Genomic DNA, 20,113 nt, shown 5'->3' with positions numbered 1-20,113 from the left:
GTGCCTGGGACAAACGAGATAATTTGGGGGGTTGAGCGATGATCATCAGCATTGTCGGCGGCGGTGCAACCGGCATCACGATCCTGCGCCATCTGGCGGAGCTCGCCGCATCAGGGCGAGACAACGGCGCGGTCAGCGGAATTCAGCTGTTCGACAAGAGCGGTTTCGACGGCGGGCTCGCCTATCGCACGCAGAGCGATCGCCATCTGCTCAATATGAAGCCGTCGACGATGTCGATCCGACCCGGCGACGCGGACGAGTTTCCCCGCTGGCTCCAGGCTCGCGGTCTCTCCTGCCCCGCCAACAAGCATCTGCCGCGGATGGTCTATCGGGACTATCTCGACGCCGTGCGATTGGCTGCGATCGCGCAATGCCGGAGCGTCGGCCTGCCGGTTCATGTCGAACATGCCGAGGTGGTCCGTATGCGGTTCTCGCCGGATCGCGACGTCCTGCTGACGACCGACCGCAACATCACGCACATCTCGTCGGCACTGATCCTCTGCACCGGTCACAATCCGCCCGATGATCCCTACGGTCTGGCAGCACACCCGAAGTACATCAGAGATCCCTACGCCCAATTCACCTTCGCCGATCGGCCCGGCGCGGAAGTCGGCATTCTCGGAAGCGGGCTCAGCGCGGTCGACACCGCGGCAGCGCTCGCCAAGACCCACCAGGCGGTCAGGATGACCTGCTTCTCGAGAAGCGGCCTGTTTCCCACGGTGCAGCCGGCGAAGGCGCCCGTCATCGCGCACGACTTCCGCGACGCTCTGCATGGTTATGTGACCAGCTGCACGCAGATCGAAGCGGACGCTTTCGCCGCCCGCCTTTCCGAACTGCTGCTCGAGACCACCGGGATGCGCTGCGATTTGTCCTGCCGCAACGTCGGAGGCGATGCGCTTGACGATCTCGAGCACAACATCGCGCGCGCCGAGACCGGCGAGCCCAGCGTCCACTCCTATCTCGTCAGCGTCATCGACGTGATGTGCGAGGCCTGGAGCCGAATGAGCGGTACCGAGAAGATGCGCTTCATGGACGTCTACAATTCCGGCTGGCTTCGCAACCGCTCGGCGATGCCGCTGGAGAATGCCGTCCGCATGCGCGACCTGATGCGTTCGGGACGGCTCTCGACGCGCGCCGGGTTGCGCAGCGTGACCGCCACCGGCGACCGGTTTCGCGCGATCCTGGCCGATGGCCATTGCCGCGAGGTCGATTACGTCGTCGACGCGACAGGACCGTCCTACCGGCTGGACACCAGTCCGCTCTACCAGGACATGCAGCGGCAGGGCCTCATTGCCTTCGACCCGCTCGGCGGGATTCGCTGCGGCTATGACGACAGCCGCGTCCACGACCGCCACGGGACTCCCTATTCGAATGTCTATGCGGTCGGCGGTCCGACCAAGGGCACGCACTTCTACGCCGCCGCGATCGACATCAATTTGCGCCGCGCCCAGACCGTGGTCGACACGATCCTCAACCCGAAAGGTCCCGAGATGAACAGCATCATCACGTCAGTCGAAGAAACCGACCGCCTGGCCGATCTCGTGCGCCGCGACCATCCCTCGCTCGACACCATGGTCCTCGCGCCTGACGGCAAGTACCAGAACAGACCGGCGGCGCTGGACGAATTGATGTGGGAAGTGAGGGACTGCCTCGGCGAAGCATTCCGGCATTGGGCTCCCGAGGATTTCCCGACGCTCTACTGCGCATGGGGCCGCTGCCGCGTGGGTTCGACCGCGCTCACAAATCTGTTCGGCGTTGCCGGCATGCCCTCGTACTTCCAGCCGGTGAAGGTCGTCCTGCGCCATCGCTTGCTTGGAAATCCGGGCGAGCCCTGGGCCGCGCCGACGGCCGCGGAGCAGCCGCACATCTTCAGCAAGGAAATGGCTGGTCCCTATGTGCTGGCTGAAAGCCTGTTCCTGCCGCTCCAGCCACTGATCGAGGCGGGCTGGCCCGCCGAGAAGCTTCACATGATCATGCTCGACCGCGACCCCGCGAGCTCGCTCGCATCCTGGCTCGAGAAATGGTCGGACCGCGTTCCCGAGGACCGCCTGATCCAGAACTATGTGATCTCTTCCCTCAACGCGCTTCGCGTCGAGAGCTATGCAAGGCGGCACGGCGTGCCGGTGACACACTATGTCTATGAAGCCAGCAAGGACGCGACCGGCTCGGTGAGAAAACTGTTCGACCAACTCGGCCTTGGCGAACGCTTCATCGAAAGCGCCGTCACCGACTGGAAGGAGCGCGGACAGATCGAAACGAAGGGGTCGGGCGTGACCTTCCTCAGCGAGCCGAAGATCTACACCGTGGTCGGCCTTCATGGGTCGGATACGGCCTATCGCTACCGGAGCCGCAAAACGGCCTCGCTGAGCGAGGCTCTGCTCCAGGTGATCGGACGCTACGGCATCGACGACATCTATCGCGCCTCGGTCGCGGCCTGCATCCGTGATCTCTCGCTGGACACCGACACCGCGGCGCGTCTGTTCGGCGATTGCCTCGGTACCGCCGCATGAGCGGACAGCTCGCGCCCACGATGGTGGCAGCGCCGGCGCAGGACGCGTCCGATGACGCCGCCATGCGCCACGGTGCCACCAGCCATCTTCGTCGCCTCGAAGCGGAAAGCATCCACATTCTGCGCGAGACGGCGGCCGAGTTCCGCAAGCCGGTCATGCTGTATTCTATCGGGAAGGACTCTTCGGTCCTGCTGCATCTGGCGATGAAGGCGTTTGATCCCGGCAGACCGCCGTTTCCGCTGCTGCACGTCGACACGACCTGGAAGTTCCGCGAGATGATCGCGTTTCGCGACCGCCGCGCGCGCGAGCTCGGCCTCGATCTGATCGTCCATACCAACCAGGACGGATTAAACCAGGGCATCACCCCCTTCACCCACGGCTCGGCCCGCTACACCGACGTGATGAAGACGCAGGCCTTGCGGCAGGCGCTGGACCTCCACGGCTTCGACGCCGCGATCGGCGGCGCGCGGCGCGACGAGGAGAAGTCGCGCGCCAAGGAGCGCGTGTTCTCGCACCGCAGCGCGGCGCATCACTGGGATCCCAAAAACCAGCGCCCGGAGCTATGGAGCCTGTACAACACGATGCTCGCGCCCGGCGAGAGCATGCGGGTGTTCCCGTTGTCGAACTGGACCGAGCTCGACATCTGGGACTACATCCTGCTCGAGAGCATCCCCATCGTCCCGCTCTATCTGGCGGCAAAGCGCCCGGTGGTCGAGCGTGACGGCGCGCTGATCATGGTCGACGACGAACGCATGCCGCTGCTTGCGGACGAAGCGCCGCGCTGGCGCTCCGTCAGGTTTCGCACGCTGGGCTGCTATCCGCTGAGCGGCGCGACGATCTCGACGGCGGCAACGCTGCCGGAGATCGTGCGGGAGATGATGGCTTCGCGCACGTCCGAACGGCAGGGACGCATGATCGATCGCGACAGTCCTGCTTCGATGGAGCGCAAGAAAGCGGAAGGCTACTTCTGATGTCCTATCACGAGGCCCCCACGATCGCCGCTCCCGATGCGCCGCGGCTCGACCAGGACGATCGCCCGACATTGCGTTTCGTCACCTGCGGCAGCGTCGACGACGGCAAGAGCACGCTGGTCGGGCGGCTGCTCTACGATTCCAAGACGCTTTTGGACGACCAGCTCGACGCATTGGCGTCGGAAAGCAAGACCGCAGGCACCACGGGCGGCGATCTCGATTTCGCGCTGCTGGTCGACGGCTTGCAGGCCGAGCGCGAGCAAGGCATCACCATCGATGTCGCCTACCGGTTCTTCGCCACGAAGCTGCGCCGCTTCATCGTGGCCGACACGCCGGGACACACACAATACACCCGCAACATGGCAACCGGCGCCTCCAATGCCGACCTTGCCGTCGTGCTGGTCGATGCGCGCAAGGGCGTGATCACGCAGACCCGGCGCCACAGTCACATCCTGTCGCTGCTCGGCATTCGCCATGTCGTGCTCGCCGTGAACAAGATGGATCTGGTCAGCTTCGACGGCGGCCGTTTCGCGGCCATCACCGCCGAATACCTGACCCTGGCCGGACAGCTCGGAATCTCTCAGGTCCAATGCATCCCGGTCGTGGCGCCCGACGGCGACAACATCGCCGTCGCAAGCACGCGCATGCCCTGGTACACCGGGCCGACAGTCACGGCCTATCTGGAATCGGTCGACGTCGCCGGCGACATCTCGGCGCGGCCCTTCCGGCTGCCGGTGCAATGGGTCAACCGCCCACATGCGGAGTTTCGCGGTTTCTCCGGACGGATCGCCGGCGGAGCGATCGCAGCCGGCGAGACCGTCACGGTGCAGCCGTCGGGCCGCCGGACGCTTGTCGCGCGGATTCTCACACCTGGTGGCGAGCGCGATCGCGCCGCGGCCGGCGAATCCGTGACACTGACATTGACCGACGAGATCGACGTCAGCCGCGGCGATGTGCTGACGGCCGGAGCCGCACCGCTCGTCTCGGATCAGCTGGCGGCGCATCTCGTCTGGTTCGACGACGACGCCATGGTGCCGGGCCGGCGCTACATGCTCAAATGCGGCACCGCCTCATCAGGCGCAGTGATCACGACTTTCAAGCACCGCATCGCCATCGACACGATGGCGCAGGAGAGCGCCACGACGCTCGATGCCAACCAGATCGGCTATGTCCATCTCAGCCTCGACCGCGCGCTGGTGTTCGAGGCCTATCGCGACAGTCGCGAGATGGGAAGCTTCATTCTCGTCGACCCGATCAGCCATCGCACGGCTGCGGCCGGCATGATCGATCGGTCACTCCGCCGCGCCACCAACATTCACTGGCAACGGCTTGCCGTCGACAAATCCGTTCGCGCGCGGCTCAAGCAGCAGCGGCCCTGCGTGCTGTGGTTCACGGGACTCAGCGGCGCCGGCAAATCGACCATCGCCGATCTGGTCGACCGGCGACTGGCCGAATTCGGACGTCATGCCGCGTTGCTCGACGGCGACAACCTCCGCCACGGCATCAATCGTGACCTCGGCTTTTCCAGCTCGGAAAGGATGGAGAACGTCCGGCGCGTCGCCGAGATCGCGGCGCTGTTCGTCGACGCCGGCATGATCGCGCTGGTCGCGCTGATCTCGCCGTTCCGCAGCGAGCGCGAAATGGCGCGGCACCGCATCGAGGCGGGCGAGTTCATCGAGATCCATGTCGCAACCCCGCTCGCCGAATGCGAGCGGCGTGACCCCAAGGGGCTGTATCGCAAGGCGCGGGCGGGAGAGCTGCCCGGATTCACCGGCATCGACGATCCCTATGAGGCGCCGCAGGCGCCCGAAATCACGATCGACACCTCGGAACTGACGAGCGAGGCGGCCTGCGAGCGCATCATCCGCTACTTGCAGGAGGGCCATTATCTGTAGCGGCTGGACGTCGTGGCGTCAGGCCGCAGGCCTCAAAAATCCGAGGCGATACCCTTGCGCTCCCAATCGCCGTAGCGCGTCGGCTCGGGTCCCTTCGGCCCCTGCAACTCCTTGGGTGCCGTCTCGGCTTTGGCTGCGGCGGCTCGCCGGCGGGCCTCGGCTTCGGCCAGCGCGCGCTGGGCGGCCGGCGGCAAGGGCTTGCGGTTGGGAGTGGGAGGCTGGTCGTTCATCGTTCGGGTCCTAGCGCAGGATCGAGACCTGCGCGACGTCCAATAACACATTGCTGAAATGGTCCCGACGGGCTGAAATCGCCAGAGACCATTCTTACATTTGGCATATTCGCATGCCACACAAGCTGATCTCAAGGCATGCGCCCATCTCGGCGGAACTGCCGCTCGCTCAGAACCTTACGTCCGCATGCCATCTCAACGTTTTGCTCCTCCAACCGAAGTGCCCGGTCTCGCGGCGCGGCGGATCGCTGCCGACATCGTCGACGGCGTCCTGCACAAGCACCGTACGCTTGACGACCAGCTCGACGGCCCCGGCGCCCATCCCGGACTGAAGACGCTCGCCGACCGTGACCGCGCGCTGATGCGGCGCTTGGTTGCGACCATCCTGCGCCGGCTCGGCACGCTCGGCCATGTGCTATCGCGCCTGCTCGACAAGGGCATCCCGTCCGACGCGCCGCGCGCGCAGAGCGCGCTGCTGATCGGCGCCGCCCAGATCCTCTGGATGGACGTGCCCGATCACGCCGCGGTCGATCTCTCTGTCCGCCTGGTGCAATCCGACCGGCGTGCTGCGCGCTATGCCGGCCTCGTCAACGCCGTGCTGCGCCGCTGCGCGCGCGAAGGCCAGGCGCTGGTTGAAGAGGTCGCCGCCGAATCACTGGATCTGCCGCCTTGGCTGCTGGCGCGCTGGAGCGCACATTACGGCGAGGCGACCGCGCGGGACATGGCGCGCGCGCTCGGTCACGACCCCTCCCTCGACCTGACCGTGAAGTCCGACGCTGCGCAATGGGCAAGCCGGCTGCACGGCGAGGTGCTGCCGACCGGAACGGTGCGCACGCTGCTGCACGGCTCGGTCACGATGCTGCCCGGTTTCGCTGAAGGACAATGGTGGGTGCAGGACGCCGCCGCCGCGCTGCCGGTCCGGCTGTTCGGCGACCTCAAGGGCAAATCCATCGCCGATCTCTGCGCCGCTCCCGGCGGCAAGACCGCACAGCTGGCGCTGGCAGGCGCGCATGTCACGGCGATCGACCGCTCCCCCGCCCGGGTGGCACGTCTGCGCGAAAATCTGGCCCGGCTGTCGCTCCAGGCCGAGACTGTCGTCGCCGACGCCGTGGAATGGGCAGGGCCGGCCGAGGGCTTCGATGGCATCCTGATCGACGCGCCCTGCACCTCGACCGGGACGATCCGTCGGCATCCCGACGTCGCATGGCTGCGGCAGGAGTCCGATGTCGCCGCAATGACGGTTCTGCAACAGCGGCTTCTGCGCAAATCCGTCTCGCTGCTCAAGCCCGGCGGCACGCTGGTTTACTGCACCTGTTCGCTGGAACCCGAAGAGGGCGAGCAGGCGATCGCCACGCTGCTGGCCGCAGAGCCCGCGCTTCGCCGCGTGCGGATCGAGGCCAGCGAGGTCTCTGGGCTCAGCGAGATCATCACCCCTGACGGCGATCTGCGGACCCTGCCGAGCCACCTGCCACACGCCGACCCGAAGCTCGGCGGGCTCGATGGATTTTTCGCGGCCCGGCTCGTTAAATCCTGATTTTGCACCGGATTTTGCTACCGCTGGACTGATTCGGCGCCTTTCAAGGTGGTGTCAGCGGACCTTTTTTGGGATTAATAAGGATTCGTCGGAATCCTCTCCCCTTCAAGGCAAGGCGTGTCGGTCGCTCAACGCAGACGTATCTCGACGCTGGTGATGAACCGCTTCGCGCGGCACATGCTTGCGCGCGCGAGCGGTGGTTCCGTTGCGCTGTCACGGGTCTGGCCCGGCCGGACCGATCGGCTGATCATCGCGCCGCATGATCTGCGCACCGCGGATGCGACGCGCGCCGCCGAGATCTATGCCGGACGCTTCGTCTTCGCTGGCAAGATCGTCAATTGCCACGGCCGCTCGATCTTCGATCTCGATCCGCCCTCCGAGGACTGGGAGGTCGCGCTGCTCGGCTTCGGCTGGCTGCGGCACCTGCGCGCCGCCGACACCGCGCTGACCCGGGCGAATGCGCGCTCACTGGTCGAGGACTGGATCAGCAACCCCGCCAACAAGCGCCGGCCTGTCGCCCGCCGCGCCGACGTGCTGGCGCGGCGCGTGATCTCGCTGCTGTCGCAGGCACCGCTCGTCCTGAACGATACCGACAACAAATTCTACCGCCGTTACCTGCGCGCGCTGGCCCGCGAGATCCGCTTCCTGCGCTACACCATGGTCAACATCCCGGACGGGGTGCCGAAGCTCCAGGTGCAGATCGCGCTGTGCTACACGACGCTCTGCCTCGCCAACCAGGCCCGTCATATCCGCAGCGCGTCAAAGAAGCTCTCCGACGAGTTGCAGCGACAGATTCTGCCCGACGGCGGACACATCTCCCGCAATCCCGGCGCACTGATCGAGCTGCTGATCGACCTGTTGCCGTTGCGGCAGACCTTTGCCGCGCGCAACATCGCGCCGCCGCCGGCACTCCTCAATGCGATCGACCGCATGATGCCGATGCTGCGCTTCTTTCGGCACGGCGACGGCAATTTCGCGCTGTTCAACGGCATGAGCGCAACCCCGTCAGACCTGCTTGCAACGCTGCTGGCCTATGACGATACCCATGGCGCGCCGATGGCGAACATGCCGCACACCGGCTTCCAGCGCCTCGATGCCGGCCCGACCACTGTGATTATCGACACGGGCCCCCCGCCGCCGCCCGGCGTCAGCCACGATGCACATGCCGGCTGCCTGTCGTTCGAATTGTCCTCCGGCACCAGCCGCATCGTCACCAATTGCGGCATGCCGACCACAGGCCGCGACAATTGGCGGCCATTCGCGCGCGGCACCGCTGCGCATTCGACGCTGACCTATCACGATACCTCGTCATGCCAGTTCGTCGAGATGTCGGCGATGAAGCGGCTACTGCACGGTGCGCCTGTTATCAGCGGCCCCCATGAGGTCGAGAGCTATCGCGAGATCGTGCAGGACGGCACGCTACTGACGACCTCGCATGACGGCTATCTCGGCAAGTTCGGCGTGATCCATCGTCGCGTGCTGATGGTTGCCAATGACGGCGCGCGGATCGACGGCGAGGACACGCTGTCGCCGCCGCAAGGCGCACGCCTCAAGGGCGCCGGTGCCGATTTTACGCTGCGCTTCCATCTGCATCCCGCGGTGAAGGCGAGCCGGCTCTCGGATGCGCGCGGCGTCATGCTGGTGCTGCCGAATCGCGACGTCTGGACCTTCGAGGCTCTCGACGACAAGGTTGATCTCGAGGACAGCGTGTTCCTGGCCGGCAATGACGGCCCCCGCCGCACCGCCCAGATCGTGATCCGTCAGGACGCCCGTCAGGCGCCGTCGACCCGCTGGAGCTTTGTCCGCTCCTCGGCCTCGCCCGCGGTCACCAATGCCCGCCGTAACGCCCGGCGCGAGCCGGAACTTCCACTGTAAAGAGACGCGATTCAGCCCGATCCGAGCGTTGTGAAGGACGCCGAAAACTGCTATCGAGCGCTCGTTCGCGCGACTGGCGACCTTGGATGGAGCACCATCGGGAAGCGCGACACATATCCGCCGCGCGCCTGGGCATAGACACTCCCTTAGCAGAGGATCTTGCTCATGACTGACCATCCCCGCCGCGTCACCCGCGCCCTTCTCTCCGTCTCCGACAAATCAGGCCTGATCGAGTTCGCCAAGGCGCTTGCCGCCCATGATGTCGAGCTGGTCTCGACCGGCGGCACCGCGAAGGCGATCGCCGCGGCCGGCCTCAAGGTGAAGGACGTCTCCGACCTGACCGGCTTCCCCGAGATGATGGACGGCCGCGTCAAGACGCTGCACCCGAAGGTGCATGGCGGCCTGCTCGCGATCCGCGACAACAAGGAGCATGCGGAGGCGATGAAGGCGCACGGCATCGCGCCGATCGACCTGCTCGTCGTCAATCTCTATCCGTTCGAGGCCACCGTCGACAAAGGCGCGGGCTTCGAGGATTGCATCGAGAATATCGACATCGGCGGCCCCGCGATGATCCGCGCCGCCGCCAAGAACCACGACGACGTCGCGGTCGTGGTCGAAGCCGACGACTACAAGGCCGTGCTCGACGAGCTCGCCGCCAACGACGGCGCGACCACGCTGAAGCTGCGCCGGCGGCTGGCCGCGAAGGCCTATGCCCGCACCGCGGCTTACGACGCCGCGATCTCGAACTGGTTCAATCGCCAGCTCGAAATCGATGCGCCCGACTTCCGCGCCTTCGGCGGCAAGCTGATCCAGTCGCTGCGCTACGGCGAGAACCCGCACCAGACGGCCGCGTTCTATGCCACGCCCGACAAGCGCCCGGGCGTCTCGACCGCACGACAGCTCCAGGGCAAGGAGCTCTCCTACAACAACATCAACGACACCGATGCGGCCTATGAGTGCATCGGCGAGTTCGACACCAAGCGCACCGCGGCCTGCGTCATCGTCAAGCACGCCAACCCTTGCGGCGTCGCGGAAGGCGCCAATCTCGTCGAGGCCTATCGCAAGGCGCTGGCCTGCGATTCGACCTCGGCATTCGGCGGCATCATCGCGATGAACCGGCCGCTCGATGCCGACACCGCGCGCGAGATCACCAAGATCTTCACCGAGGTGATCATCGCCCCCGATGCGAGCGAAGAGGCAATCGCCATCATCGGCGGGAAAAAGAATCTGCGCCTGCTGCTCGCCGGCAGCCTGCCTGATCCGCGCGCGCCTGGGCTCACCGCCAAGACGGTCGCCGGCGGCCTCCTGGTGCAGAGCCGAGACAACGCCGTGGTCGACGACATGACCTTCAAGGTGGTGACCAAGCGTGCGCCAACCGATGCGGAGATGCGCGACCTGAAGTTCGCCTTCAGGGTGGCCAAGCACGTCAAGTCCAATACCATCATCTACGCCAAGGATCTCGCCACCGTCGGCATCGGCGCGGGCCAGATGAGCCGCGTCGATTCAGCCCGCATCGCCGCGCGCAAGGCGCAGGATGCAGCCAACGAGCTCAAGCTCGCGGAGCCGCTGACCAAGGGCTCGGTGGTGGCCTCGGACGCGTTCTTCCCGTTCGCCGACGGCATGCTCGCCTGTATCGAAGCCGGCGCCACCGCCGTGGTGCAGCCCGGTGGCTCGATGCGCGACGACGAGGTGATCAAGGCCGCCGACGAGCACGGCATCGCCATGGTGTTCACGGGAACGCGGCACTTCAGGCACTGATCTCGCCGTCATTCCGGGGTGCGCCACCTGGCGCGAGCCCCGGAATGACGCTGAATTGCGGCTACTCCCGCACCCGCATCAGTAGCGCCAGTCCCGCGACGAAGAACACCACCAGCACGGCCATGCCGGCCTTCTGGCTCGCTGTTGCTGCGGTGATCACGCCGATCAGCAGCGGGCCTATGAAGGACGTCACCTTCCCGGTCAGCGCGAACAGACCAAAATACTGCGCGATGCGATCCTTTGGCGCGAGGCGGATCAGCAGCGTGCGTGACGCCGCCTGAAGCGGGCCACCTGCCGCGCCGATCAGGCAACCCAGCACGATATAGGCTCGCTCGGCAGTGGCGGCGAACAGCGGCCCGCCCGGCTGGGGCGGCGCAACCTTGACGAACAGCACGCTATCCTTGTCGACGAGCAGGATCGCGGCGACCGAAAACAGCAGGATCAGCATGCTGCCGGCGATGACGCGCTTCGGACCGAGGAGGTCGTCGAGCTTGCCGCCGAGCCAGGCACCGAAGGTGCCGGCGATGGCGAGGATGATGCCGAACGTGCCGATCTGGATCGTGTGCCAGCCGAACGTGCCCGCGGCATAGATGCCGCCGAACGCGAACAGCGACACGAGGCCGTCGGTGTAGATCATGTTGGCAAGCAGAAACGCGGCGAGCGATTTCTGCTGCGGCAAGGTCTTCAGCGATCGCTTCAGATCGGCGAGGCCTTCGCGTAGCGCCTCGCGCACCGGACGCTTCGCCGGATAATCCGGCGTGAACAAGAACATCGGCGTCACGAAGACGATGAACCACAGGCCGGTCAGAGGTCCTGCGGCGCGGTCACCCTGGTGGGTTGCGGGATCGAGCCCGAACAGTGGCGTGAAGCCAAGTAGCGTTCGGCCGGTCTCGGGATTGGCGGCGAGGAAGCCGAGCACGATGACGAGGCTGACGATGCCGCCGACGTAACCCGTGGCCCAGCCGGTGCCGGAGAGCCGGCCGATCCGCTCCGGCGGCACCAATGTCGGCATCATCGCATTGTTGAAGACGGTGGCGAATTCCGCGCCGACGCTGGCGAGCGCAACAGCGGTCAGCAGCGGCGGAATGATGGCGTGATCGCCGGGCTTGCCGATCCACAGCGCGCAGGAGGCCAGCACCAGGACGGCGCCGAACGCTGCGATCCACGGCTTGCGACGGCCCGCAGCGTCCGCAATGGCGCCGAGCACGGGCGACAACAGCGCAATCGCCATGCCGGCTGCTGCCATGGCAAAGCCCCACAGCGATTGCCCCGAGGCGGGATCCGGCGCGACGCTGGTGGCGAAATAGGGCGCGAATACGAAGGTGGTGATCAGCGTGAAATAAGGCTGCGCGGCCCAATCGAAGAAGATCCAGCTGACGACGGCGGCGCGCGGCGGATAGGTCCGCGGCACGTCGGCCAGGCGTGCCTCCGGGGCGATCGTCGTCATTGCGCAGCTCTCATCACGAACAGTTTTGCCTCTCTCAGCGCAAACCGTATAGCATTGCAGTGACGCGTGTGAATTAGCCCGAAGGCTCGGCGGAAATTTGATGATGGCATCATTTTCGACACGACGGACTTTCTTAGCATTTATCGCCACTCTGGCGTTCGGTCTTGCATCGGCAACCGCGCAGGACGCGCGGCGGGCTTATGTCCCGCCTGCGCTGGATACGGTTCACGCTTTGCCCGCCGAGCATGGCATGGTGGTGGCGCAGGAAAAGATATCTGCGCAAGTCGGCGCCGACATCCTAAGGCGCGGCGGTAATGCCGTCGACGCGGCAGTCGCGACCGGCTTCGCCATGGCGGTGACTTATCCGCGCGCCGGCAATATCGGCGGCGGCGGCTTCATGGTGATCCATGCCGCCGAGCGCAACGAGGACATCGCGATCGATTATCGCGAGACCGCGCCGGCGGCGACCACGGCGCAAATTTTCCTTGGGCCCGACGGCAAGCCTGATGCCGCCAAGTCGCGCGATTCGGGGCTTGGCATCGGCGTGCCCGGCACAGTCGCGGGACTGACGCTCGCGTTGGAGAAATACGGCTCAGGCAAGTTCACGCTGGCGCAATTGCTCGAGCCAGCGATCGCACTCGCCCGCGATGGATTTATCGTCACCGACGATATCGCCGACACGCTGCCGGGCTGGTTCACGCGGCTCGCACGCTGGCGATCCTCTGCAAAGATTTTCGCAAGGCCCGACGGCGGGCCCCTTGGCGAAGGCGACAGGCTGGTGCAGAGCGATCTCGCGGACACGCTGGCGCGCATCGCGGCCGAAGGACCGCGCGGCTTCTACGAGGGCCCGGTGGCGGAGAAGATCGCCAGGGCGGTGTCCGATGCCGGCGGCATCATGACGCCGGCTGACCTGAAGGCCTATCAGGCCGTGATCCGCGCTCCTGTGCGCGGCACCTATCGCGGCTACGACATCGTCTCGATGCCGTTACCGTCATCCGGCGGCGTGGTGCTGCTGGAGACCCTCAACATTCTCGAAGGTTTTCAGCTCGCGGACCTCAAGCAGGGCTCGCCGGCATCGCTGCATCTGCTGATTGAAGCCATGAAGCGCGCCTATGCGGATCGTGCGCGATATCTCGGCGATCCCGCCTTCGTCGACGCGCCGATCGAAACGCTGATTGCGAAGGACTATGCCGCCAAGCTGCGCGCCGGCATTTCCACCGAGCACGCGACGCCGTCGAAGGACCTCGTTTCTGCTGCGACCTCGCCGCGGGAGGGCAGCAACACCACGCACTATTCCGTCGTCGACAGCAGCGGCAACGCGGTCAGCAACACCTATACGCTGAACTTCAGCTACGGTATTGGTCTCATCGCCGACGGAACCGGCGTGCTGCTCAACAACGAGCTCGACGATTTCACTGCGGCCGTCGGCGCCTCCAATGCTTACGGCCTCGTGGGCTACGAGGCCAACCTGCCCGGACCCGGCAAGCGACCACTGTCCTCGATGTCGCCGACCATCGTGCTGAAAGACGGAAAACCGGTGCTGGTGACGGGCTCGCCCGGCGGCAGCCGTATCATCTCGACCGTGCTGCAGGTGATCGTCAACGTGCTCGACTACAAGATGGACGTCGCGGCCGCAGTCGCCGCGCCGCGGCTGCATCATCAATGGCTGCCGGACGAGGTGCGCGTCGAGCGCGGCTTCCCTGAAGACGTGCTGTTCGAGCTGAAGGCAATGGACCATCTCATTGTCGAGCCGATGGGACAGACGTCAGCCAATTCGATTCTCGTAACACCGAATGGGCCTCTCGGCGCGCCCGATCCGCGCACGCGCGGTGCGGAAGCGGCGGGACAGTAACGCTGTCCTTGCATGGCACGGGCGGCTTGCGTCGCGACCTGCGCGTGCTACCACCGCCGGGCAGAAGATTTTGCCGAGGAAACGCACATGACAACAGCCGATCCGACTGGGCGCATCGAGCGCGCCGAGATCGAGGACACCAGCCTACTCGCCTTCTATCGCGACATGAACGTCGCCGAGCGCCGAACCTTCTGGGCCTGCGCGGCGGGCTGGGCGCTCGACGGCATGGATTTCATGATCTATCCGCTGGTGATCGGCACCATCATCGCACTGTGGAAGGTCGATGCGGGTTCAGCGGGTCTCGCCGGCACGGTGACGCTGCTGGCCTCTGCCATCGGCGGCTGGCTCGGCGGCTATCTCTCCGATCATATCGGCCGGGTCAGGACACTCCAGATCACCATCATCTGGTTCTCCGTCTTCTCGCTGGTCTGCGCAGTCGTGCAAAACTTCGAGCAATTGCTGATCGCACGCGCGGTGCTGGGCCTCGGCTTCGGCGGCGAGTGGGCCGCCGGCGCGGTGTTGATGGGCGAAGCGATCCGACCCCAGTATCGCGGGCGCGCGGTCGGTTCGGTGCAGTCGGGCTGGGCCGTCGGCTGGGGCCTTGCGGTGCTGTCGCAGGCGATCCTGTTCTCGCTGATGCCGGCCGAGACGGCATGGCGCTGGATGTTCGTGATCGGCGCGCTGCCGGCGCTGCTAGTGTTCTACATCCGCCGCTCAGTGACCGAGCCGGAGGTCGCGGCCGCCGCACGCGCCAGGCACGCGGAAACGGGTAGCCATCCAAAGCTGTGGGAGATCTTCACCTTTCCGATCGTGAAGACCACAGTTCTTGCGTCGCTGATGGCCACCGGCTGCCAGGGCGGCTATTACGCCGTCACCTTCTGGGTGCCGCAGTTCCTGACCAAGGAGCGGCATCTGTCGATCGTCGGCTCGACCGGCTATCTCTCGACACTGATCATCGGCTCCTTCATCGGCTATCTCACCGGTGCCTGGCTCGCCGACCGGATCGGACGACGCAACCTGTTCCTGATTTTCTCGATCGGAGCGATCGCCGTGGTGCTGCTCTATACGCAGCTGCCGCTGACCAACGAGATCCTCTGGGTACTCGGTTTCCCGCTCGGCTTCTTCGCTTCGGGTTACTTCTCGGGGGTCGGCGCATTCCTGACCGAACTCTTTCCGACGCGGCTGCGCGGCTCGGGCCAGGGCTTTTGCTACAATTTCGGCCGCGGCATCGGCGCGCTGTTTCCGTTCCTCGTCGGCGCGCTGTCGGCGACGACGTCGCTGGCCAATGCAATCGCGATCTTCGCAGTCGTCGCCTACGCGGTGTTCTTCATCGCCGCCTTCGCACTGCCGGAAACGCGCGGGCGCGTGCTGCACGCGGATTAACGTCATTCCGGGGCGCCCAAAGGGCGAACCCGGAATCCGGAGATGATGCCGCGAGATTCCGGGTTCACGCTTCGCGTGCCCCGGAATGACGGGAAAAAGCTTACCGCCCCACCTGATACGGCCCGCCCTTCTCGAGGGCGCGCGCATAGGCCGGCCGCGCGTGGATACGCTCCAGGAACGCCATCGCCTTCGGATGGCCCTGCTCGAGCCCACCGCGCGCTTGCGCGGCTTCAAGCGGGAAGCTCATCTGGATGTCGGCGGCCGTGAACTCATTGCCGGCGAACCATTGGCTTTTTCCCAGCTCGCCTTCCCAGTAGTCCATATGCTGCTTGAGCTGCGGATTGACGAGCGCCGTGAGCGCCTGGTTCGAGACCTTGCGCACCAGCGGACGAAGCAGCGCCGGCGCACGCTTCGGCATCAGCGTGAACAGCAGCTTCAGCAGCAGCGGCGACATCGCCGATCCCTCCGCATAGTGCAGCCAATAGGTGTAGCGCAGCCGCTCCGGCGTATCGGGCGGCGGGATCAGCCGGCCATTGCCGTAGATCGCGATGAGATATTCGATGATCGCGCCTGACTCGGCGATGGTGTTGCCGTTGTCGGTGACCACGGGCGACTTGCCGAGCGGATGGATCGCACGCAGCTCCTTCGGAGCACGCATGTCGGGCTGGCGCTGGTAGCGCACGATCTCGTAAGGAACGCCCAGCTCCTCGAGCAGCCACAGCACGCGCTGCGAGCGCGAATTGTTGAGGTGGTGGACGGTCAGCATCGCGAGATCCTCAAGATGTAAGCGTGGTCGGTCGGCCGGGTACCTGCCAGTCCCGGAACACATTGTCGAGCCATTGGCGCGGACATTTTCACCCGGGTATATTGACTACAGCAATTTACCCGGGTATTAAATTGATCGACAACGTCCAATATGGCAATGATTCCAATGCAAAAGACTTTCACCGCCTTCCAGGGACCTCACCGCCTGGCGTCCGGGCCGGCTGGAGAGGTCGCACTCGTCGTCAAACGGGTAGCGCCACGGCCGGACGAGCCCATCGTCATCTTCGAGGACGCCACGGGCCGATCGATCGACTTCGATCTGCGCGGCGGGGATCGCGAGGTGCTTGCGCGGTTGGCGAAGCTTATCCCACCGCCGGTCGAGGAGACCGCAGCACCGACTGAGCCGCGCGGGCGCGGCCGGCCCAAGCTTGGCGTCGTCGCGCGCGAGGTGACGCTGTTACCGCGACACTGGGAATGGCTCGGCGCGCAGCCCGGCGGCGCCTCGGTTGCGCTGCGCAAGCTCGTCGACGAGGCACGGCGCACAAGCGGCGACAAAGACCGCGAGCGGCAGGCGCGCGATGCGGCCTATCACTTCATGTCGGCCATGGCCGGCAATCTGCCTCAGTTCGAGGAAGCTTCGCGCGCGCTGTTTGCCGATGACCGGCGACGCTTCACCGGACTGATCGCCGAATGGCCCACTGACATTCGCGACCACATCGTCAAGCTCGCCTACAGCGACCGCGCGTAAACGCGCGCGGCACATTCTCACCCCATCAACGGCCGAGCCGCGCATTGCGCGGCAACGGTCTTGCACGCCCGATGAAAGGCACATCCATGTCCGCTTCAACACCACTCTGGAAAAACTTCCTGCGCTTTCTCGCGCCGTTGATGCTGAGCAATGCGCTGCAATCGCTATTCGGCACCCTCAGCAATGTCTATCTCGGCCATATGATCGGCGTGGACGCGCTCGCGGCCGTCTCGACCTTTTTCCCGGTGTTCTTCTTCCTGTTCGCCTTCGTCATGGGACTGAGCACGGGTGCCACCGTGCTGATCGGCCAGGCCTTCGGCGCGGGCGAGTACGGACGAATCAAGATCGTCGTCGGCACGACGCTCGCGGCCGGCCTTCTGCTCTCGATTTCGGTTGGATTGCTCGGGAGTCTATTTAGCCGGCAATTGATGATGGCGCTCGCAACGCCCGCGGACATTCTCGATGCGGCCAGCGCCTACGCTCGAATCATGATGCTGACGATGCCGCTCGGCTTTGTCTTCCTGCTGATGACGGCGATGATCCGCGGCGTCGGCGATGCCGTGACTCCGCTGCTGGCGCTGGCGTTGTCCACGACGATCGGCCTGATCCTGACGCCGATGCTGATCCGGGGCGCGGTCGGCATCACCAGCCCGGCCTGGGCGGCTGCTATCTCCAACGCGGTGACGCTGATCGTGCTGGCCGTCTACCTGCTGCGCAAGAAGCACGCGCTCGCACCTGACGCCGCACTGCTGCGCCATATCAGGCTCAACCGCGCGGTGATCGGACAAATCCTTGGCATTGGATTGCCCAGCGCGATCGGCATGGTCGTGATGGCCATTGCCGAGCTGGTTCTGCTCGGCCTGGTCAACGGCTTTGGATCGGACGCCACCGCCGCCTATGGCGCCGTCAACCAGGTAATGGGCTATACGCAGTTCACGGCGATGTCGATTTCGATCGCGGTCTCGATTCTCGGAGCGCAAGCGATCGGCGGGGGCGACCGGGCGCGGCTCGACGGCATCGTTCGCACCGGGCTTGCGTTCAACCTTGTGCTGACCGGCGGGCTGGTGGCGTTGATCTATCTCGTCCCGCGCGCCGTGCTCGGCATCTTCATCACCGACGCCGCCGTGCTCGATCTGGCAAAGACATTGCTCTTCGTCGCCCTATGGAGCTCGGTGCCGTTCGGCCTTGCGACGACGTTTTCGGGCGCGATGCGGGCCGCCGGCGTGGCGCTGACGCCGATGCTGCTGTCGATCTTCGCGATTCTCGCGATCGAGCTGCCGTCCGCGGTATTCCTCAGCCGCGCGATCGGGCTCGAGGGCGTCTGGGCCGCCTATCCGATCGTATTCTGCAGCATGTTCGTCTTGCAGATGGGCTATTACCGCCTGGTGTGGCGTAAGCGGGCGATCCGGCGCTTGATCTGACCATCAAGATATTATGACCATCATTAAACGGTGGACCTGTGGCGCACGCTGCGCCACAATGGGGAAAAGCGATCTCAGGGAGAACGAATTTGCCCCGCACTTCTCCGCAGTTCCTGTTCGATTTCGGCAGCCCGAACGCCTATCTCAGCCACCTGGTGATCCCGGCGATCGAACAGCGCATCGGCGTCAAATTCGAATATGTGCCGATCCTGCTCGGCGGTATCTTCAAGGCGACCAACAACAGATCGCCGGCCGAGACGCTCGCCGGCGTCAAGAACAAGCGCGAATTCCAGCAGGTCGAGACCGAGCGCTTCATCAAGCGCTTCCACGTCCAGCCCTATGTCTGGAATCCGCATTTTCCTGTCAACACGCTCAACCTGATGCGCGCGGCGATCGCCGCACAGCTCGAGGGCGTGTTCGAGAAATACGTCGATGCCGCCTTCCACCACATGTGGCGCGAGCCGAAGAAAATGGACGATCCTGAAATCGCGGCGAAGGCGCTGGCCTCCTCGGGGCTTGACGCCCAAAAACTGTTCGCCCGCGCCCAGGAGGGCGACGTGAAAGGCAGACTGATCAAGAACACGGAGGATGCAGTCGCCCGCGGCGCGTTCGGCTCGCCGACGTTCTTTGTCGGCGACGAGATGTTCTTTGGCAAGGAGCAGCTGCGCGAAGTCGAGGAGATGGTATCGGGAAAGTGAAGCGCGCGAATGGTGGATAGCGAATAGCGAGTGGAAATCGGACCGACTATTCGCTACTCCCTATTCGCCATTCGCCACTAAAAGCGGAGTTCTACAATGCGTATCCTCGTGGTCGGCGCCGGCGCCATCGGCGGCTATTTTGGTGGCAGGCTGTTGCAGGCGGGCCGCGACGTCACCTTCCTGGTGCGCCCCAAGCGCGCCGGCGAGCTTGCCCGCGATGGCCTCGTCATCAAGAGCCCGAATGGCGATGTGACCTTGAAGAACCCGCCGACCGTGCAGGCCGATGCTCTCAAGGACAAGTTCGACGTCGTGCTCCTAAGCTGCAAGGCGTTCGACCTCGACGATGCCGTCGCCTCATTCGCCGCGGCGGTCGGGCCGAATACGGCGATCATTCCCATGCTCAACGGCATGAAGCATCTCGACATCCTCGATGCTAAATTCGGCAAGGAGCGCGTGCTCGGCGGCCTCTGTGCCATCGCCGCGACCTTGAACGAGAAGCGCGAGGTGGTGCAGCTGCAGCCGATGCAGTCGATCAATTACGGCGAGCGCGACGGGAAGACGTCGGACCGCGTCAAGGCGATCGACGAGGCGTTCAAGAGCGGCATTATCGGCGCCACCGCCAGCCAGAACATCATGCAGGACATGTGGGAGAAGTGGGTGTTCCTGTCCTCGCTCGCAGCTTCCACCAGCCTGATGCGCACCTCCGTCGGCAATATCCTCGCCGCGCCGGGCGGGCGCGATTTCCTGCTCGGCATGCTGGACGAAACCAGTGCGATCGCCACCGCGTCGGGTTACCCGCCGGGCGGCCCGTTCTTCGAACGCGTGAAGGGCAACCTCACAACCGAGGGCTCGCCGATGACGGCCTCGATGTTTCGCGACATCAAGGCGGGCCTGCCGGTCGAAGCCGATCACGTGATCGGCGACCTCATCGTGCGCGCCGATGCCGCCAAGGTGCCGGTGCCGAAGCTCCGCATCGCCTACACGCATCTGAAGGCGTATGAGCTGCAGCGAGTGGGGTAGGTGCCG

The 20,113-nt window shown here is 65.2% G+C and carries 15 protein-coding genes and 1 riboswitch; of the genes, 12 read left to right on the top strand and 3 right to left on the bottom strand.

Translation table 11 applies throughout. From position 1 onward, the window contains the following. Positions 1 to 38: 38 nt before the first annotated feature. Genes BM374_RS40095 through cysC form a run of 3 tightly spaced genes read left to right on the top strand, consistent with a single transcriptional unit; the run spans position 39 to position 5,376 of the window. Positions 39 to 2,510 (top strand): FAD/NAD(P)-binding protein, encoded by a 2,472-nt coding sequence (locus BM374_RS40095; protein ID WP_177248111.1) that lies wholly within the window; start codon positions 39 to 41, stop codon positions 2,508 to 2,510. A 20-nt stretch (positions 2,511 to 2,530) separates the two neighbouring features. Further along, positions 2,531 to 3,481, top strand: a complete 951-nt coding sequence (gene cysD, locus BM374_RS05735) for a sulfate adenylyltransferase subunit CysD (protein ID WP_244552536.1) — start codon at positions 2,531 to 2,533, stop codon at positions 3,479 to 3,481. After that, positions 3,481 to 5,376, top strand: a complete 1,896-nt coding sequence (cysC, locus tag BM374_RS05730; RefSeq protein WP_092289755.1) for an adenylyl-sulfate kinase — start codon at positions 3,481 to 3,483, stop codon at positions 5,374 to 5,376. Before cysD ends, cysC begins: the two co-directional genes overlap by 1 nt. A 32-nt stretch (positions 5,377 to 5,408) precedes the next feature. Here the strand turns inward: cysC and BM374_RS05725 are convergent, their stop codons facing one another. After that, positions 5,409 to 5,606, bottom strand: coding sequence for a DUF1674 domain-containing protein (locus BM374_RS05725; protein WP_092289753.1), 198 nt, complete (start codon positions 5,604 to 5,606; stop codon positions 5,409 to 5,411). Positions 5,607 to 5,793: 187 nt separating this feature from the next. On the opposite strand from BM374_RS05725, the gene BM374_RS05720 reads away from it, so the two are divergent. The 3 genes from BM374_RS05720 (at position 5,794) to purH (ending at position 10,773) form a co-directional block, all read left to right on the top strand. Beyond that, entirely contained in the window at positions 5,794 to 7,140 is a 1,347-nt protein-coding gene (locus BM374_RS05720; RefSeq protein ID WP_092289751.1) for an RsmB/NOP family class I SAM-dependent RNA methyltransferase, read from the top strand. 156 nt (positions 7,141 to 7,296) lie between these two features. Next, positions 7,297 to 9,015 (top strand): heparinase II/III family protein, encoded by a 1,719-nt coding sequence (locus tag BM374_RS05715; protein WP_177248147.1) that lies wholly within the window; start codon positions 7,297 to 7,299, stop codon positions 9,013 to 9,015. 59 nt (positions 9,016 to 9,074) lie between these two features. Continuing rightward, positions 9,075 to 9,156: riboswitch (ZMP/ZTP riboswitch) on the top strand. 24 nt (positions 9,157 to 9,180) lie between these two features. Then, positions 9,181 to 10,773 (top strand): bifunctional phosphoribosylaminoimidazolecarboxamide formyltransferase/IMP cyclohydrolase, encoded by a 1,593-nt coding sequence (gene purH / locus BM374_RS05710; RefSeq protein ID WP_092289747.1) that lies wholly within the window; start codon positions 9,181 to 9,183, stop codon positions 10,771 to 10,773. A 61-nt stretch (positions 10,774 to 10,834) separates the two neighbouring features. Here purH and BM374_RS05705 read toward each other — a convergent pair whose 3' ends face one another. Then, positions 10,835 to 12,220 (bottom strand): MFS transporter, encoded by a 1,386-nt coding sequence (locus tag BM374_RS05705; RefSeq protein ID WP_092289744.1) that lies wholly within the window; start codon positions 12,218 to 12,220, stop codon positions 10,835 to 10,837. 100 nt (positions 12,221 to 12,320) lie between these two features. On the opposite strand from BM374_RS05705, the gene ggt reads away from it, so the two are divergent. Together ggt and BM374_RS05695 are read left to right on the top strand one after the other, a co-directional pair. Next, positions 12,321 to 14,072: a gamma-glutamyltransferase gene (gene ggt, locus BM374_RS05700; RefSeq protein WP_092289742.1), complete on the top strand. Its 1,752-nt coding sequence runs from the start codon at positions 12,321 to 12,323 to the stop codon at positions 14,070 to 14,072. Positions 14,073 to 14,159: 87 nt separating this feature from the next. Further along, positions 14,160 to 15,455 carry an MFS transporter gene (locus BM374_RS05695; protein ID WP_092289740.1) on the top strand — a complete coding sequence of 432 codons (1,296 nt, stop codon included), beginning with the start codon at positions 14,160 to 14,162 and terminating at the stop codon, positions 15,453 to 15,455. A 100-nt stretch (positions 15,456 to 15,555) separates the two neighbouring features. On the opposite strand, the gene BM374_RS05690 is transcribed toward BM374_RS05695, so the two are convergent. Continuing rightward, positions 15,556 to 16,221: a glutathione S-transferase family protein gene (locus BM374_RS05690; protein ID WP_092289738.1), complete on the bottom strand. Its 666-nt coding sequence runs from the start codon at positions 16,219 to 16,221 to the stop codon at positions 15,556 to 15,558. Positions 16,222 to 16,371: 150 nt separating this feature from the next. Between BM374_RS05690 and BM374_RS05685 the strand changes: the two genes are divergently transcribed. From BM374_RS05685 to panE, 4 genes are all read left to right on the top strand, one after another. Then, positions 16,372 to 16,968, top strand: coding sequence for a DUF2239 family protein (locus tag BM374_RS05685; protein ID WP_092289736.1), 597 nt, complete (start codon positions 16,372 to 16,374; stop codon positions 16,966 to 16,968). Between the two features lie 86 nt (positions 16,969 to 17,054). Continuing rightward, complete coding sequence (locus tag BM374_RS05680) at positions 17,055 to 18,389, top strand: MATE family efflux transporter (RefSeq protein ID WP_177248110.1); 1,335 nt, start codon at positions 17,055 to 17,057, stop codon at positions 18,387 to 18,389. 89 nt (positions 18,390 to 18,478) lie between these two features. Beyond that, a complete protein-coding gene (locus tag BM374_RS05675; RefSeq protein ID WP_092289732.1) occupies positions 18,479 to 19,087 on the top strand; it encodes a 2-hydroxychromene-2-carboxylate isomerase in 609 nt (202 codons plus the stop codon). Between the two features lie 96 nt (positions 19,088 to 19,183). Next, positions 19,184 to 20,107 (top strand): 2-dehydropantoate 2-reductase, encoded by a 924-nt coding sequence (gene panE / locus BM374_RS05670; RefSeq protein WP_092289730.1) that lies wholly within the window; start codon positions 19,184 to 19,186, stop codon positions 20,105 to 20,107. Positions 20,108 to 20,113 lie beyond the last annotated feature (6 nt).

The organism is Bradyrhizobium sp. Ghvi (assembly GCF_900115265.1).
Classification (GTDB): Bacteria; Pseudomonadota; Alphaproteobacteria; order Rhizobiales; family Xanthobacteraceae; genus Bradyrhizobium.
Note: the sequence above shows the minus strand (reverse complement) of the source record. Positions and strands in the feature narration are given on the sequence as shown.

Excerpts from the sequence above, each read along its gene's own strand:
- BM374_RS05725 (WP_092289753.1), bottom strand. The coding sequence starts at position 5,606 with ATGAACGACCAGCCTCCCACTCCCAACCGCAAGCCCTTGCCGCCGGCC.
- BM374_RS40095 (WP_177248111.1), top strand. The coding sequence starts at position 39 with ATGATCATCAGCATTGTCGGCGGCGGTGCAACCGGCATCACGATCCTG.
- BM374_RS05715 (WP_177248147.1), top strand. The coding sequence starts at position 7,297 with ATGAACCGCTTCGCGCGGCACATGCTTGCGCGCGCGAGCGGTGGTTCC.
- BM374_RS05720 (WP_092289751.1), top strand. The coding sequence starts at position 5,794 with ATGCCATCTCAACGTTTTGCTCCTCCAACCGAAGTGCCCGGTCTCGCG.
- cysD (WP_244552536.1), top strand. The coding sequence starts at position 2,531 with ATGGTGGCAGCGCCGGCGCAGGACGCGTCCGATGACGCCGCCATGCGC.
- cysC (WP_092289755.1), top strand. The coding sequence starts at position 3,481 with ATGTCCTATCACGAGGCCCCCACGATCGCCGCTCCCGATGCGCCGCGG.
- BM374_RS05680 (WP_177248110.1), top strand. The coding sequence starts at position 17,055 with ATGTCCGCTTCAACACCACTCTGGAAAAACTTCCTGCGCTTTCTCGCG.
- BM374_RS05705 (WP_092289744.1), bottom strand. The coding sequence starts at position 12,220 with ATGACGACGATCGCCCCGGAGGCACGCCTGGCCGACGTGCCGCGGACC.
- purH (WP_092289747.1), top strand. The coding sequence starts at position 9,181 with ATGACTGACCATCCCCGCCGCGTCACCCGCGCCCTTCTCTCCGTCTCC.
- BM374_RS05685 (WP_092289736.1), top strand. The coding sequence starts at position 16,372 with ATGGCAATGATTCCAATGCAAAAGACTTTCACCGCCTTCCAGGGACCT.
- BM374_RS05695 (WP_092289740.1), top strand. The coding sequence starts at position 14,160 with ATGACAACAGCCGATCCGACTGGGCGCATCGAGCGCGCCGAGATCGAG.
- ggt (WP_092289742.1), top strand. The coding sequence starts at position 12,321 with ATGATGGCATCATTTTCGACACGACGGACTTTCTTAGCATTTATCGCC.
- BM374_RS05690 (WP_092289738.1), bottom strand. The coding sequence starts at position 16,221 with ATGCTGACCGTCCACCACCTCAACAATTCGCGCTCGCAGCGCGTGCTG.
- panE (WP_092289730.1), top strand. The coding sequence starts at position 19,184 with ATGCGTATCCTCGTGGTCGGCGCCGGCGCCATCGGCGGCTATTTTGGT.